Here is a 16,098-nt window from a genome sequence, read left to right as displayed (position 1 = left end):
GTAGACATACTGTGGCAGACGAATCCGTGAGTTTGTGAAACATATTGCCTGATAAACTGATTGATTTTGCAGAAAAATAAAAAGAAATTTCTAACTGTAGGTTCGATAGATATTATCGAAAAAAGCCCTGCAAAGGGCTTGTAATAAAGGGGAATATAATAAATGGAGAAGAAATGCGAAAAACACTCCACACCCCTTCCCCATTCAGCAATCACTATCTTATTTCAACTCGAACGGAACCGTTCCACGAATATCTGCGGAAGAGGCTCCGATATAAGCCTTAAACTTACCCGGTTCTGCCGTCCATCCGTCAACAGCTTCATCATAGAACTTCAAATCATCCGGGGTGATGGTGAAGGTTACTTCTTTTTTTTCACCCGGTGCCAAAGTTATCTTTTGGAATGCCTTTAACTCTTTCACAGGACGCAAAACACTACATTTTTCATCTCCCACATACAGTTGTACGACTTCCTTTCCGGCAACACTACCCGTATTCTTTACAGGAATAGTCACAGTCAGAGAATTGTCAGCAGTTATTGTTTTAGCAGAAGCTACCGGTTTGCCATAGGCAAAAGTCGTATAACTCAAACCATACCCGAAAGGGAATAAGGCGGGAATCTTCTTGGTATCATGCCAGCGATAACCTACCAGAATATCTTCTTTGTAGACCTGCTTGATACTATCACCCGGATAACTCAATTCGTCAAATGCATGTGCACCGCAATCCGTCAATTTCACAGGAAAGGAGAAAGGAAGTTTTCCGCTGGGATTCACCGCACCACTCAGTACATCAGCAAGTGAATTGCCACCCATAGATCCCAGATACCAGCCTTGCAGGACGGCCGGAACTTTATTCAGCCAAGGCATTTCCACGGCATTACCACTCAACAATACCAATACCATATTTTTATTGACTCCCAACAGAGATTCAATCAGTTCATTTTGTCCGAATGGCAAACCGTATGTCACACGGTCGCCGGCTTCACAATCCTGGAAATGATTCTTATTCAATCCGCCGAACAAAATCACAAGATCGGCTTCTTTGGCAAGTTCAGTTGCTGCTGTGCGCAAGGAATCCATCACCGACTGGGGAATTTCTTCTGCACGCCCATACATCGGACGTCCGGCAGCGTAACCTTTCGTATAAACTACCTTATCACCATAAAGAGTATGCATGCCATCGAGCGGAGATACCATATCTTTTACCTTCAGTTCAGAAGAACCGCCTCCTTCGTTCAACAAGCGGACAGCATTGTCACCTACTACCAGTATACGTTGATATTTAGAGCCATCAAGCGGCAGCAAAGGGGTGCCTTTTTTCTGGACAGGTGTGTTTTTCAGAAGCACAATACCCTCATTACCAATCTCACGGGCAGCCTGATAATGCTCTTCACTTGTCAGCGAACCATACGGTTTCTGACGATTCATCGCCGTGCGGAATATCAGGCGAAGAATACGGGAAGCTTTATCATCCACTGTACTCATAGGCACCTTACCTTCCTTCAACATCCGAAGATAAGGCTTAGCCAGATAATAATCGTCGAAGGTAAATGCACTTTCTGAGGTCAGACCGTTGGTATAGGATCCCATCTCGATGTCCAAGCCATTCATGGCTGCTTCGTAAGTATCATGGGCACCACCCCAATCGGTTACGACTACGCCGTCAAAACCCCAGTCATTCTTCAAAATCTTATTCAGCAAAAGATCATTGTGGCAGGCATGCTGACCACGCACCTTGTTATAGGCTCCCATCACGGTCCAGGCACCGCCTTTCTGCACAGCAGCCTTGAAAGCGGGGAGGTAGATTTCGTGTAAGGCACGGTTGCTTAGTTGCACATCAATGTGTCCACGCCATAACTCCTGATTGTTCAGAGCATAGTGTTTCACACTTACGGCAACCCCGTTTTTCTGTATCTCCCGAATATAAGGTACACACATTACGCCTGCCAGATAAGGATCTTCCCCCATGTATTCAAAATTACGACCATTTAGAGGAGTACGATAGATATTAACACCGGGGCCCAAAAGAACATCTTTTTCCCGATAACGAGCTTCTTCACCAATAGCCTTGCCGTAGATGGCAGACATTTCCGGATTCCAGGTAGCGGCAAGACAAGTCAAAGCAGGAAAAGCAGTAATACTGTCATTAGTCCATTTGGCATATCCCCAATCGTTCCAGTTGATTTCTGCACGAACACCGTGAGGTCCATCACTCATCCAAAGCTCGGGGATACCAAGACGGGGCACACCGGGACTGCTGAATTTGCTCTGCGCATGGCAAAGGGCTACTTTCTCTTCCAGTGTCATACGGTTGAGAGCATCTTTTACACGTGCTTCAATGGGTTGCGTATCATCTAAATATACAGGAGTTTGCGCTGTCAGAGTAGTCAATGAACAAGCAAACAGGAGAGTTGAAAAGAGTTGTTTCTTCATTATTATTACATTAAAGATATTATTTTTAGTCGTTGGCGGAATTCATTTCTGAATCAGTTACGAGCTACAGGCTACAAGCTACAAGTGCCTTTCGGAACATAGCGCAGCTACTTGTAGCTTGTAGCCTGTAGCTCGTAGCTTTATTCTTCTACCGTTATGAATGAATTCCGCTAACAAGTTACTTTTATTTTGCTTTAATAGCGGTCACTGCCGTTTTCAATCCTTCGGATGTAGCCGTCAGTTTGATGCCTCCGGATTTTCCATCACTTTGAACAACCACCAGGCACTTCCCATAGAAAGCCCTGCGATGATCAGCTTTGAATTTCTCCATTGAAACAGGACTACCATTGTCTACACCGGCAATGAATCCTGCACCTTGCACATCGAACATGATCTGATTATCGGCATTCGGACAAAGATTACCATCTTTATCCAGTACTTCCACTGTTACAAAACTAAGATCTCTGCCATCTGATTTGATTTCATTCCGATCAGCCGTCAAGCGTATCTGTGCAGGTTCTCCGGCTGTATGTATTTCCTTTTCCAATACCGTTTTTCCATCCTTGCGGGAAACGACTTTTACCACACCCGGTTCATACTTCACACGCCATACGACATGAAAATCATCCTTACCTTTTGTACGCACGCCCTGTGACTCGCCATTTACAAAAAGCTCCACCTCATCCGCATTATTATAATAAGCCCACATATCTATATCCTGTCCCGGTGTCCAGTTCCAATGCGGAAAAAGGTGCAATACCTTTTTCTCCGGATGCCATTCCGACTGATAGAGATAATACACATCTTTCGGGAAACCGGCCAGATCGACAATGCCGAAATAAGAGCTACGGGCAGGCCAACCGTAAGGAGTCGGTTCACCCAAATAGTCAAACCCGGTCCAGACATACTGTCCGCTGATAAAATCATTATTTTTCACGTGGCGCATCGTGCCCTCATGGCTGTTCCCCCAAGGTACATGACAGTTATCATACGAAGAACAGGAGAAACTATCATCAAAATAAGGTTTATCCCAACGTTCAGGACAAATAACAGTTTCGTCACTCGGCATCCGGTAGTAGCCACGTGTCATCAGTGCTGATACACTTTCCGCCACAATGAAGGGTTTACCGGGAAATTTCTCGGGCACACCGGCAAACCAATCATCATGGTAATTGAAGCCGATGAGATCTAATACTCCCGAACGGAACAAGTGATTATTCGGGTTCGGTTCATTACAGCCAGCCGTAACGGGACGAGTAGAATCGAGGGCTTTTACCATATCTGCCAGTTTCTTCGTCAGTAAAGAGTTCACGCTCATCTCACCTTCTTTCGCCAGCATACTCTGATCATGACCAAAATTCAGAATCAGGTTCGCTTGTTCCAAGGTCAGCGTATCCGCTTTTGCATCCGACCATTGTTCCAGCACTTCGTTACCGATGCTCCAAATGAAAACAGAAGGATGGTTACGGTCGCGAAGTATCAAATCCGTCAAATCGCGTTCGTGCCACTCGTTGAAGTAGCGGGAATAGTCATGAGCCGTTTTTCTTTTGCGCCACATATCGAACGTCTCATCCATTACGATAAATCCCATACGGTCACAAAGATCGAGTAGTTCCGGTGAGGGAGGATTATGAGAACAGCGAATGCCGTTACAGCCCATTTCTTGCAGTATCTCCAGCTGACGCTCGATAGCGCGGATATTGACTGCCGCCCCAAGACACCCCAGATCGTGATGCATACATACACCATTAATCTTCAGCCGTTCTCCATTCAGAATAAATCCTTTCTGTGCATCAAAACGGAAGGTACGGATACCGGTATTCGTACAGTAATTATCCAGTACCTTACCGGTTATCTTATCAATAAGGATACTGTTCACCTTATATATATAAGGAGTGTTCACGCTCCAGAGATTAGGGTTCTTCACTACAATTTCCTGTTCTACCTCGTTCAGACAGGTAGGTATCACTTGCAGTTCCGATGCAACCTCACCCACAACATTCCCTTCCGCATCCATCAGCCGTGACTGCAACACGACATCTGCCAGGGGAACAATTTCCGAGTCAAAAACAACATACGTGCCATCCGCCTGCTTCACGGAATCTTGCAGTTGAGCGGCCGCATCATACTGTATTTTAGTACGTATGTTTAGCCGGGCACTGTTCTTCGACACATCTTCCGCCGTGATAAAAGTACCCCATTGCGCTATATGCACGGGGTTAAGTTTCGTAAGCCATACATTACGGTAGATGCCACATCCCGAATACCAGCGGGAATTAGGTTGTTCCCCATTGTCCACACGTACGGCAACTACATTCTTTCCGCCCCACTTGATATAGGGAGTCAGATCGTAACTGAACGAGACATATCCATAAGGACGCACACCGAGGGAATGACCGTTGATGAAAACTTCCGAATTCATATATACACCGTCAAAATCAATATACAGGCGCTTGCCTTCATCCGCTTTGTCAACAGTAAACGTTTTGCGATACCAACCGATACCACCGGGTAATGCCCCGCCTCCTGTTCCGGAAGGATTATCCCTGCTGAACTCTCCTTCAATGGCCCAGTCATGTGGAAGATTGAGGATCCGCCATGCCGTGTCGTCATAATCGGGACGGGATGCCGCAGAGTCATCTCCCAGATGGAAAGTCCAGTCAGCGGTGAAATCCTGTCGACGGTCATTCGTCATCTTCTCAGCGGAAGTGCAGCTTCCCACCGTCAGAAAAAGAAGAAAACAGGATATTTGTATTAGCAATAATCTTTTCATGTCATTTATTCTATAAAATGAGAATTTAGCGCTCTGCGCTAAATTAAGTGACAAGCTACGAGCTACAAGTGACAAGTGCCTTTCGGCGTGATAGCCGGGCGAATACTTATTCGCCCTTATAGCGCAGCAACTCGTTACTGGCAGCTCGTAGCTCGTAACTTAATACAGCTTCACCTTCTGTTCCTTCCCATCATACTTCACCACCGTACCCTTAGCCTTCGCGTCAAAAGGTTGCGGCTTATCCTTACTTACCTTTACAACGTTGAATATACGTTCTTTCAGCATACCGGGAAATTCTCCTGCACGGTCACCAATAGTCAGAGTGCCTTCCGCATCATTGTAAGTAAACGGGATAGTGGCATACTGTCCTTTTTCGTAGTTGTAATTCACACCTTCATCCTCGTACAAAGTGAACTCACCATCTTTACCCGCATATACATACAGTGTAATTTCTTCCGCAGGCTTCTCATCACTATACTGCATTTCCGGTCCGTAAGGCACAATAGCCCCTTCGCGTACATAGAGCGGCATGCGTTCATAGGGAGCGTCCACCTTCAACTGTTGCCCACCAGCCATGTACTTACCGGTATAGAAATCATACCAACCGCAAGTTGCCGGGAAATAGACCTCCCGATTGCGTGCACCATACTCATACACCGGAGCCGCCATCAACGCCGGACCGAACATAAACTGGTCACTGATATTATTCACCTTTGTATCTGCCGTAAAGTCCATTACCAGCGGACGCATAATCGTATAATCATCAAAATAAGTCATCCCGGCCAATGAATAAATATAAGGCATCATCGTATAGCGCAACTTCGTATAATACACTATAGAACTATAAGCCGGATGTCCTTCGGGAGCTATATTCCACACCTCACGGAACGGATACTGTCCATGTGCACGGAACAACGGGCAGAATGCGCCAAACTGATACCAACGTGTATTCAACTCACGCCATTCCTTATAGTCCGCATTCTCTTTTCCGGTCCTGTTGAATTCCTTTTGTCCGTCTTCATAGCGTTTTTCTACGCAAAATCCGCCAATGTCCATTGTCCAGTAAGGAATACCGCTGACTGCAAAATTCAGCCCGGCAGAAATCTGTGCCTTCATATCTTCCCAACGGGTAGCGATATCGCCACTCCATGTTGCGGTAGAATAACGTTGCAATCCGGCAAATCCCGAACGAGTCAGCAAGAATACACGCTTGTCATTGTCTACGGCACGTTGCCCGTCATAAATAGCCTCAGCATTCATCAACGCATACGCATTGAAATATTGATCGGACGGGCCGAGAGCAGTCGGACCACACAAAGCTTTCCGGTAAGCCAAATCCGTACAGTCGCGTACATTCGGTTCACTGGCATCCATCCACCAGGCATCAATTCCGAGGGGATAAAGATGATCTTCCATCTGTTTCCAGAACAGCTTCCGTGCACCCTCAGCATAAGCATCATAGAAAGAACCGACGTAGCCGGGGCCAATCCAGTCACGGATGCTGTCTTTAACGGCCTGCTGATACATCCAGCCTTTTTCATCAAACTCTTTATAATGTTCCGTAGTCATATAGAATTTTGGCCAAACGGAAATCATCATCTTGGCATTCAGGGCATGAATAGAATCTACCATTCCTTTCGGATCAGGGAAACGAGCTTTGTCGAACTCATGACTGCCCCAGGCATTTTCCGGCCAGTAGCTCCAGTCGAGCACAATATTATCAATGGGAATCTGACGTTTACGGAATTCCTTCAAAGCATCCAGTATTTCTTCCTGCGTCTTATAACGTTCGCGGCTCTGCCAGTATCCCATCGCCCACTTCGGCATGATTTGTGATTTTCCGGTCAAAGCACGGTATCCACTGATTACCTCGTCCATATCCTCGCCATAAACAAAATAATAATCGATTTCATTCTGCATTTCTCCCCACCACGACTGTTTGTTCTGTTCTTCAGCAGATACAGGAGACAATGCACGCAAACCGCAATAGGATACATATCCATCAGGAATCCATTCAATTTTCAATGGAACACGTTTACCGGCTTTCAAATCTACGGCAAACTTATAACTGTTCGGGTTCCAAGCCGTACGCCAACGTTCGGGAACCACCAGTTCACCGTCAATATATACCTTCGTATATCCTGCATAATAAAGGATAAAACGGAACCGACCGCTCTCCATCGGCTCAATTTCGCCTTCATACGTCACCTGTGAACCCATGAAAGGAAATCCTTCTGGTAAGTTCACGACTTTCGACAAATCTTCCGATTTCAGATGCTCAAAATAAACAGAATCTTCCCGGCGTACCAGTGTTTCCGCTGTTGATTTCTGAGAGGGTACGTATGTTCCTGTCAAAGCGCCTTCCTTACCCTCCTTATCATAGAGTTTGAAAACAGTGCTTAACTGTGCATAATCACGCGGATCGCCGAAACGGCAAAGCGAATAACTATCCCACAGAATACCGTAATTCTTATTGGAAACGATAAAAGGTACGGAAACCTTTGTATTATACTGGAAAAGTTCCTCGTTCTTACCTTTATAGTTGAATTCATCAGCCTGGTGTTGTCCCAGTCCGTAGAACGCCTCATCATCGGGTGACTGGAATACCTGACGTACCGTATACGCCTTTGTTCCCTGCACTTCGATAGGCTGGAAACTCCTGCCTTTCTCATCTTCCGCCAAAATCAGGTTACCGGAAGCATCGGTAAAACGTACTTCACCCGTAGCTTTGGATACAATGGCGCACACCTCTGAGGTTTTTACCGAAACGGCATCTTCACTTTCTTCCACGCTGAAGTCCGTCTTATCTTTTTGGGGAACTATAATCAGGCTTTCCGCCTTTGAAAAGTTTTTTTCGGGAGTGGCCGACACATGAATCAACTTCTCTCCCATTACTTCAACCTTCACCTTTCGCACATCCGTCGGTTGCTGTTGTTCGACATTTACAATAATGCCGTTACTCGTCTTCTCATACCCGCCTCCGGAGCATGCCATCAGCATCCATCCTGCGAGCAAACAAACTGAAGTGTTTTTCAATTTCATATCTTTGTTTTTAAAGTTATTTTCTCCGAGTGTAAAAGTAGGAAATCATACAGTAAACAAGCCCTCCCGATGTTGAAAGGAAAGGGCTTATTTGATTTATAGAAATATCAGATGTTTCAACAATGGGTACTTTTTGTTATTTACCCTCCTTTTCCTGATATACAGAGGGTAAAACGCCGAATTCATCCTTGAAATACTTACTGAAATATTTAGGGTTATTGAAGCCCACCTGATAGGCAACCTCCGACACATTCTGCTGGCTCTCGCGCAGAAGTTGTGCCGCACGTTTCAGTCGGATAATACGAATAAATTCTATCGGAGTTTTACCGGTAATCTGCAACAGCTTTTTATAGAGATGCACCCGGCTCATGCCCAGTTCATGACTCAATTCTTCCACAGATAAATCGGGACGGGCAATATGCGTCTCCACATACTTTATCGCATTCTCAATCAGCTTCTCGTCCATTGAAGTGATAACGATTTCACTCGGTTCGGGATCAATACGGGTGCGAAGTTTATTTTTGCTACTCAAATCTATCAGTTTGCGCATGCGCAAAATCAGTACCTCCATATTGAAAGGTTTCGTCACATAGTCATCCGCACCAATCGTCAGGCCTTCCACCTTATTCTCTACGGATTGCTTGGCCGTAAGCAACACAAACGGAATATTACTTGTACGCTTGTCAGCCTTCACCCAACGACACAGTTCGTTCCCGTCCATTTCAGGCATCATCACATCACAAACGATGATATCCGGCATCAGTTCCGGTATCATCTGCCAGGCTATCTTTCCGTTTCCGGCAGATTCTATGCGGAAATACAGACTTAATGTATAGCGCATGAAAGAAACAAAATCTTCATTATCATCCACAATCAGTGCAAGTGGCTTCTTCCGTTCTTCTTCATTCAAATCTTCCACCGAAGCAAGTGCCACCGCATCCTCTTCCGCAGCTTCTTCCGAGAGTGGAGTCGCTACGTTCACCACCGAATGTTTCACCGGAATATCTACCACAAATACACTGCCCGTACCCACATTGTCGAACACGCGCACCACACCGCCATGCAGCGTAACGTAATCACGTACCAGGCTCAAACCGATACCACTCCCCGTACTGGGGTTACTATCACCTTTACGCTCCGATTGATAGAAACGTTCGAATATGCGTTCTTTATCAAGGTCACTGATACCTACCCCCGTATCGGATACTTTGATTTCCAATGTTTCCGTAGTTCCTTTTATCAGTTCAAGAGAAACATCCACCCGCCCTCCATCCGGAGTAAACTTAAATGCATTAGAAAGCAGATTCATCACTACCTTACCTATCTTATCCTCATCGAACGACATATTCAGCGATTCGATTGCCGAGAAAAAAGTGAGATGCACGTTTTTCTTTTCCGAAAGCATCAGGAATGAGTTGCATATAGAGTGAACATACGACACAACCTCCCCCTCCGAAAGATTCAAATGCAACCCTGCCACCTCATTTTTACGGAAATCAAGTAATTGGTTCACAAGATTCAGCAACCGCAATGCATTACGATGCATCAACTTCAGTTGATCCAGCTTCCGTTCGTCATGGGTTTCTTTCATCATTCCTTCCAACGGAGAAATGATCAACGTCAGCGGTGTACGCAGTTCATGGCTCACATTGGTAAAGAAACGGAATTTCATCTGATTGACTTCTTCATTCCGCTCCGCTTCACGTTCCATCTGTTGTATCCTGAACTTATTGCGTTCACGGCGCAGCACAGCATTGCGGGCGAGAAGCAATGTGCCTATCAATAGCATAGCATACAGAACATACGCCCAGGGCGTCATCCAGAAAGGTGGCAGGATTACTATTTTAAGACTTGACTCTTCTGTTCCGGCAAATCCATCACTATTGATGGCCTTTACTTTCAGCGTATAAGTACCGGGTGCCAGATTCGTATAAGTAACGCGGTGCATATCAGCCGCACCTGTCATCCAATCCTCATTAAAGCCCTCCAGTTTATACAGATACTGGGTTTTCTCAGGCAAGACGTAATTATCCGATGCAAACAATACAGTAAAGACATTCTGTTTATAATCAAGTTTCACCTCTCTGGCTTTATTCAGCGACTCACGCAGCAAAACACGTCCACCATACTCCTTTCCAACCTCCACTTCTTCATTGAAAAGCTGGAAGCCGGTAAACATCACCTTGGGCAACGTCCGGTTATATTTGATATTCTCCGGTCTGAAGGTATTCAATCCATACATACCTCCCATTGCAATCTCACCCGAGGAAAGACGTTTAATGGAACGTTGATTGAACTCACAGCCCTGCAAACCGTCCTTATCATCATACCTGTAATAGTTGAAAGTATAATCTCCGTTTTTTGTATCGATAGAAGGAATTACATTCACTACACCATTGGCCGTAGTCACCCACATATTTTTATTATCATCTTCTACGATACCGGTAATAAATACCCTAGAATCGTTCCGCGAAAGAGGAACTACCTGTAAATGGTCGTTCTTCGGGTTATAGAGATTCAGTCCTTCACGTGTTCCCACCCATATCAATCCCCGGCTATCCTCATAGACCTGGTTAATGCTCTGATTGGAAAAGCGGATACTTCCCGACTGGTTGCCTACCAGATTCGTTATTTTCCGGGTAGTCAGATCCATAATGGATACCCCCGTAGAAGAAGTACCGATTATCAAACGATTATCACGACTCATACATAAAGAGGCTATATGATTGGAAATAATCCCGGAGTTGCTTATCTTATAGGTGGTGAACTCACCTGTCCCCGGATTCAGACATTGCAAACCACCTCCCAAGGTTCCAATCCAGATATTTCCGTTCTTATCTTCTGCCAATGACCAGACATTGTTATTAGCCAGCGAATTATCATCTCCCGGTCTGTTCCGGTAATGCACGAAGCGATTGCCGTCGAAACAATCCAATCCTTCCCAAAATGTCCCTATCCAGAGTTTGCCGTCCTTAGCTTGTAACAAACTTACAATGACATTCGAAGCAATAGAGTTTCCTCCCGGCGAGTATGCATACAATTTCTTTTCATCCGTCTTCGGATTCCAACGTATCAGCCCGGCGTCATTGGTACCCAGCCACAACGAACCGTCATTACTTTCTTCCAGACAGTTAATATCTCCCAAGTGGTTGATGCCGAACTTAAAAATGCCCTCATCGTAATAAGCCACACTTTTCTTATAAGTACCTATCCACATCACACCGCCTTCATCTTCATAAAGCACATTGATGGTATTATTGGGCAAACCGCGTTCATCATCCACATCATACGTAAGCGAGACCGTTTCACCAGTCGCCTTATTCCAGATATCGATGCCATCCTGGTCCTTCCCAAACCAAATACGCCCCTGCTTATCCTGAGCTATTGCTACGATATGTGCCTGACCTCTATCGCTGAAATTCCATTGTGAATGCCACTTCCTGTCAGACAAATCATAAGCCCATACACCCGGGGCACCATATATCCATAAATCTTCATCCTTATCCACGTACAGGAAGAATATTTCAGTACGCGTTCCCATGTGCTCTGCAATATCTGTCAAAGTCCATTTTACACGTACCGTCTCACGGTCGATACAGATTACACGTCCGTTATCATATACCAGCAGAATGCCATCCTTACATTCGGCCATGTCTATAATGACACCTTCGGGTATCCCTTTCTCACCGAAAGGCAGGGATACAGCATTCTTTTCACCGGGCCGATAGCAATAGCACCCTTTCCCGTCTACGGCAAACCATGTATTCTTTTGCTTGTCGACAAATACATAGCGAGGAGTCCCATCTATCCCTATATCCCACATCCGGGAACGAACATCACAGACAAAGCTCTCCGTATCCCAGTTATAAATGACATATCCGTTTTCTCCCGTCCGTATCCATAAACGCCCCTCACCGTCTTCCACTATCTTCTCAATATAGTTGTCGGGCAAAGACGTAGAAGCATTGTCCGTGCTCCGGAATATCTTGAAACGATATCCGTCATAACGAGCCAGTCCGGCAGCGGTACCGAACCACATAAAGCCTCTTGAATCTTTATAAATGGCATTGATTTGGTTGCTGGGCATTCCGTCCTTAACCTCCAGATGTTTGAACATAAAGTCGTGTGAAAAGGCAGAGAAACATGCCACAACGACTGAAACGATAAGTAAAATCAATCTCTTCATAGTAGTAGATATAGGAATATCGTTAACATACTGCAAATGAAACAAAAAGGAATCGTAAAAACAAAGTTTTCAATGTGTTTTTTTATCATTTGATACCCCATCATTTGTTTCAACAACAGAAAATAGGGAAGCCACTTCCCTCACAGAAGCCGCTCCCCAGCACCAATCAAAAAAAAACCTGTATTAAAAACCTATCTCTTAACTAAGAGAACCTATATTTATGAAAAACCTATCTTTCCCAATTAGTTTGCAATCCCCTCTATCAAGGCATCCAACGCTTGCTGGTCGTAAACCTTACAGGTATTACGGTTAAAGAGAGCCATCGTATTGTCTCCATTATATCCATTATCCCAGTAGAAAGGCACAAGACCATACTTTCCGGCATTGGCAACCACCGTTTTCAGATAGTAAGCGCGCGAAGCCAAATGCTTGGTCAGCTCATCTCCGGTCAGGGAAGAACGTCTGTTAGCACCGAACTCACCCAGAATCACCGGAATACCCTTGCTTACATATTTCGTCTGCATCTTTTTGAAAAGAGCTTCCATTTCCGCTTCTGCACTTGCGTAACCACCGGGCTGGTAGTTTCTGTCAGATCCGTCCACATGATATTCGGTTCCCCAGAAGTAGGCCATCTTTCCCCAGCTCTCATCCGCCGTCATTCCGCAGAAGTTCCACGGGGTGTAGTAGTGTATCTCGACCATCAAACGGTTGGATACATTGTCCACAGGCAGCTGGCCATAATCCGAAGTATTCGTGATATCCGTATTGGGTCCCTGCACAATCAGGTTGCGGACTGCATTGTTTCCACCCGTAGCACGCACAGCATCTATGAAGGTCTGTTCGTATGACTTCAATACTTCCATTTCAGTGGCATTGGCAGCATTGGGCTCATTACATCCGGCAAACAACAGATGCTCATCATAGTCCTTGAATCTTTCGGCAATCTGTGTCCACAAAGCCTTCTGCACCTTGTTCACGTTGTCCTGTACGGCTGCCTTACAGTTCTTTTCCAACCAGCCTCCATCATAGTGGATATTCAGGATGACATACATATCCTCGGCATAACAATAATCTACCACTTCCTGCACACGGTTCAGCCAGGAAGCTTTTATCGTATAGTCCGTCTCATTCTCCATATACCCATACCAGGCACAAGGAATACGCACAGCATTGAAACCGGCAGCTTTTACGGCACTGATCATTTTCTGGGTCATTGCCGGATTTCCCCATTTGGTTTCTCCCGGGTCCATGTCACTCAGCGAGTTCGTTCCCCACACAAAACCGTCTGCGTAAGTCACATTGCATGCTTCCAAAGAATTACCCAGATTCCAGCCGAGTTTTATCTTCGCAGCCAAAGTCATGGCATCACTCTCCATACCTACATCAGGCAACTCGCCGGCAAGCTGCTTCACAGTAACAGTCTCTGTAAAATCTCCTAAAGTAAAGGTGATGGTTCCTTCGCGAGCCTCACCATAATGGGCGGCAATGCTAAAGGTTTTAGTCACCGCAGACATTGCACGGGTAGTGGTCTCCCGTATCCAGCTATCATGAATAGTGACCGTGACATTGCCATTCGCTTTCAGATTCACCGTAAAGATTCCACCTTCGGCAGCAACCGCTTCAGGAGAACAGGATTCTACAATCAGTCCGTTGGCTGCCACCTGCACAACGTTGAACGTTTCCGTCAAACCACCACCATTCACGGTAACAGTGGCAGTACGTTCCACCGCATCAGGATTTTCTTCCACCGTCACCGTATACCTAAGAACTGTAGCCGAAGCGGAGGCAGCGGGAGTTACCGTACACCAATCCTGATTGCTGATGACTTCCAACGACACATTCGACTTGATAGAAAGTGTGCTCGTTCCTCCTGTTTTGGAAAAATTCATTCCATTCGTCAGAATGTTTTCGGAAATTACGATTTCCGGCGCAGCCGGTTCGTCGTCATTGTCAGAACAAGCCGTCAAGACGGGCAAAAGGGACAATGCCGACAGCACCAAGCAAATCCCCAATTGTTTAATAGTATTTTTCATCTTATTCTTTTTTATCATTAGCCTTAATTTATTGCGGAGCATTGTTATAAACAGACTGTAATGTATAGGAAGCATCTTCCGTGAAAACAGCCTTCTTCATCACTCCTACAATTTCCTCCGCATTATTCAGATAGTCACCCGTAGCATGATTGAACAGACCGGACTCTTCCTTTCCGGCTCCGGTGCCACCGTTGTCCCAGTAGACCGGTGCCATGCCATACTCTTTCGCCGCTTTGCACACATACTCCAGATAATACTTGCGGAAGGATTCCTCACGGGCATTCGCACGATGCACACAGCCCATCTCTCCAATATATACCGGGATGCCTTTATCCACGTAAGCCGCCTTCAGTTTGCCGAATATATTCTTCACATTGTCTTCATCTCCTCCGCTGACCTTCTTGCCCGCAGCTCCGGTATGTCCCCATTCAGAATAGGCAGCATTCAATGTATACTCGTAAGGGTCGTAGAAATGCACAGCTACCATCAAACGATTCTGCACCTTATCCGTGGGCAGTTTGAAAGAGCTTATCGTAAGCTCCGGATTGGTGCAGTATCCCGGCACACCGAGAAAACGATCAGCATTCTCACCACCAACGGCTCGCACCGCATTTACAAACACCTGGTTCCACTCGTTCAGCACCGCATATTGTTTTCCGCCGTCCGTGCGGTTCTCGCCCCAGCCCCAGCCGCCGTCATGTATTTCGTTCATCGACTCAAATGCCAGGAAGTTCCCTTTATCTTTAAAGCGTTCTGCAATTTGCGTCCATATAGCTTCCAACTCGGCCTTGACGGCAGTATTCTTGCTTTCACTCTTGGCAGCCTCTTTTATATTCAGCCAATAACTGCTGTCCGCCCCATCGTGATGAATATTGACAATGGCATTCAAGCCTGCGTTCTCCGCATAGCCCACTACCTCGGCAACACGATCCAACCATGCTTTCTCGATCTCATAGCCGGGAGCGGCTCCGATATGTCCCATCCATGTGACCGGGATACGCACGGTAGTGATTCCTGCGGCAGCCAGTTTGTCAAACAAGGCTTGCGTTGCCTTCCGGTTACCCCAGATTGTTTCATTAGCTACGCCATTGCTGTGCGCATCCAGTTGATTTCCCAGATTCCAGCCCAATCCCAGGCTTTTGGCTACAGCCCAGGGGGTCTCTCCTGTAATTTCGTTCGAACCGGGTTCAGCGGGCTCATCGGGTTCATCAACCTCACCGGCCAACTGCACGATGTCGAACTTTTGTTCCGCCAAGTTACCACCTCTCACGCTAATAGTAGCCGTGCGCTCATCTGTACCGGTATTGGGCTCTACATCTATCGTATATTTAAGGACTGTGCTCGAAGTGGAAGAAACCGGGGTCACCGTACACCAAGTCTGACTGCTGGTAACTTCCAGCGACACATTCGACTTGATAGAAAGTGTATTCGTTCCTCCGGCTTCGGAGAAGTTCAGCCCGTTCGTCAGAATATTTTCAGGGATTACGATTTCCGGTGTAACGGCTTCATCGTCATTGCTGGAGCAAGCCACCGCAAAAGCGGAAAGTGCAATCGTGAAAAGAAAGACAAGATAAGTTTTAATTTTATTCATGACCGTAATGTTTTTCGTTCTTAAATGTCAGGTTAGGGAT

Annotated in this window: 6 protein-coding genes; all 6 read right to left on the bottom strand. The window is 45.9% G+C overall.

What is annotated here, in order from left to right; all coding sequences use genetic code 11:
• Nucleotides 1–219 precede the first annotated feature (219 nt).
• Nucleotides 220–2,433: a glycoside hydrolase family 3 C-terminal domain-containing protein gene (locus K6V21_RS08190; protein WP_224321474.1), complete on the bottom strand. Its 2,214-nt coding sequence runs from the start codon at nt 2,431–2,433 to the stop codon at nt 220–222.
• A 184-nt stretch (nt 2,434–2,617) separates the two neighbouring features.
• Complete coding sequence (locus K6V21_RS08185) at nt 2,618–5,206, bottom strand: sugar-binding domain-containing protein (protein WP_224321473.1); 2,589 nt, start codon at nt 5,204–5,206, stop codon at nt 2,618–2,620.
• Between the two features lie 159 nt (nt 5,207–5,365).
• On the bottom strand, nt 5,366–8,248 hold the full coding sequence (locus K6V21_RS08180) for a TIM-barrel domain-containing protein (protein WP_217713500.1): 2,883 nt from the start codon (nt 8,246–8,248) through the stop codon (nt 5,366–5,368).
• Between the two features lie 136 nt (nt 8,249–8,384).
• On the bottom strand, nt 8,385–12,434 hold the full coding sequence (locus K6V21_RS08175; protein WP_224321472.1) for a hybrid sensor histidine kinase/response regulator transcription factor: 4,050 nt from the start codon (nt 12,432–12,434) through the stop codon (nt 8,385–8,387).
• Between the two features lie 242 nt (nt 12,435–12,676).
• The gene (locus tag K6V21_RS08170; protein ID WP_224321471.1) at nt 12,677–14,467 is read right to left on the bottom strand and encodes a cellulase family glycosylhydrolase; all 1,791 of its coding nucleotides are present in this window, start codon (nt 14,465–14,467) and stop codon (nt 12,677–12,679) included.
• Nucleotides 14,468–14,495: 28 nt separating this feature from the next.
• Nucleotides 14,496–16,058: a cellulase family glycosylhydrolase gene (locus tag K6V21_RS08165; protein WP_224321470.1), complete on the bottom strand. Its 1,563-nt coding sequence runs from the start codon at nt 16,056–16,058 to the stop codon at nt 14,496–14,498.
• Nucleotides 16,059–16,098: the final 40 nt, after the last annotated feature.

This window comes from Bacteroides cellulosilyticus (assembly GCF_020091405.1).
Classification (GTDB): Bacteria; Bacteroidota; Bacteroidia; order Bacteroidales; family Bacteroidaceae; genus Bacteroides.
The sequence above is the reverse complement of the archived record's forward strand: the minus strand, read 5'-3'. Positions and strand labels throughout refer to the sequence as shown.

Bases quoted from the DNA above. Each gene is read 5' to 3' on its own strand.
- K6V21_RS08185 (WP_224321473.1), bottom strand. From the start codon at position 5,206: ATGAAAAGATTATTGCTAATACAAATATCCTGTTTTCTTCTTTTTCTG.
- K6V21_RS08190 (WP_224321474.1), bottom strand. From the start codon at position 2,433: ATGAAGAAACAACTCTTTTCAACTCTCCTGTTTGCTTGTTCATTGACT.
- K6V21_RS08175 (WP_224321472.1), bottom strand. From the start codon at position 12,434: ATGAAGAGATTGATTTTACTTATCGTTTCAGTCGTTGTGGCATGTTTC.
- K6V21_RS08170 (WP_224321471.1), bottom strand. From the start codon at position 14,467: ATGAAAAATACTATTAAACAATTGGGGATTTGCTTGGTGCTGTCGGCA.
- K6V21_RS08180 (WP_217713500.1), bottom strand. From the start codon at position 8,248: ATGAAATTGAAAAACACTTCAGTTTGTTTGCTCGCAGGATGGATGCTG.
- K6V21_RS08165 (WP_224321470.1), bottom strand. From the start codon at position 16,058: ATGAATAAAATTAAAACTTATCTTGTCTTTCTTTTCACGATTGCACTT.